Source organism: Ameyamaea chiangmaiensis (assembly GCF_013376175.1).
Taxonomy (GTDB): Bacteria; Pseudomonadota; Alphaproteobacteria; order Acetobacterales; family Acetobacteraceae; genus Ameyamaea; species Ameyamaea chiangmaiensis.
The window spans coordinates 1-1,225 of record NZ_JABXXR010000312.1; the positions used below are offsets into that span (position 1 = coordinate 1).

General features: G+C 68.7%; 2 protein-coding genes. Both read right to left on the minus strand.

Translation table 11 applies throughout. The features are described from left to right. Nucleotides 1-361, minus strand: a 361-nt coding sequence (gene ftsL / locus HUK82_RS16680) for a cell division protein FtsL (RefSeq protein WP_456304211.1), incomplete at its 3' end; no start/stop codon positions are given. Then, on the minus strand, nt 358-1,225 hold an 868-nt coding region (gene rsmH / locus HUK82_RS16685; protein ID WP_176614976.1), incomplete at its 5' end, for a 16S rRNA (cytosine(1402)-N(4))-methyltransferase RsmH. The genes rsmH and ftsL, both read right to left, overlap by 4 nt.

Below are 1,225 nucleotides of genomic sequence, written 5' to 3' on the forward strand. Positions count from 1 at the left end.
AGGACTGGCCATGCGCGGCGGCAACGGCGGCACCGATCGCCTCGCGGGTATCGTCGATGGCCGGGGCGGAGCCGGGCGCGGGCAGGCGCTCTTCCAGACTGGCCATACGGATGAACTGCTCCGGCGCCATCGGGCGCAGCGACGGCAGGAAGCGCGTGGCCAGCGTGCTCAGACGGTCGGGCTGGTTCAGCAGCGCCCACTGCGTGCGCAGCATCGCCGTCTGCTGCCGGACTTGCTGGGTCTGGTCCACGATGTGGGTGATCTGCTGGTCCAGCACCGTCGTCTGATGCTTCTTGCTGTAGAGGTACAGTCCGGAAAAACCGGCGAGCAGCGCGCAGAGAAGCGTGAAGGGCCTGATCATGAGCGATATTCCGGTGCGGGGACGACGGGACGCGCGGCAGGCGCGTGACGTTCAAGGGCACGCAGGCGGGCGCTGCGCGAACGGGGATTGCGGCGCGCTTCGTCCTGTGTCGGACGCACGGCCCGGCTGGTCAGAAGCGAGAATTCGGGACGGGCGGAGGCCGATGTCATGGCGCCCGGCGCGTGACGTGACGGGCCGGGGACGCGCCCCGTCGCCCCCTGCATCGCGCGCTTGATGATGCGGTCTTCGAGCGAGTGGAACGAGACGACGACCAGACGCCCGCCCGGGGCCAGCAGGTCCAGCGACTGCGCGATCGCCTGTTCGATCTGGGCGAGTTCGTCGTTGACGTGGATGCGCAGTCCCTGAAACGACCGGGTGGCCGGGTCGATGCCGGAGCGGTCGCCCGGAACGACGCGGCGGATGATCGCGGCAAGCTGGGCGGTGGTGGTAATCGGGGATTCTCCGCGCGCGGCAACGATGGCACTCGCGACTCGGCGCGCCTTCCGCTCTTCCCCATAATGATAGAATATATCGGCGAGTTCTGCTTCCGAAACGTGATTGACCACGTCGGCGGCCGAGGGGCCGTCTCGGCCCATGCGCATGTCCAGCGGGCCGTCGGCGCGAAAGGAAAACCCACGCTCGGCTTCGTCGAGCTGAAACGACGACACGCCGAGGTCGAACACGATCCCGTCGACGGCCGAAACCCCGGCGTCGTGAAGCAGATCCGACAGTGTGCCGAACGGGCCTTGCAGAATCTCAAGCCGGCGTTCGCCTTCGTGCCCGGCCAGCGCATCGGCCAGCGCGACACCGCGCGCGACGGCGTCCGGATCGCGGTCGATCGCGCGCACGCCGCAGTGCGCTGCC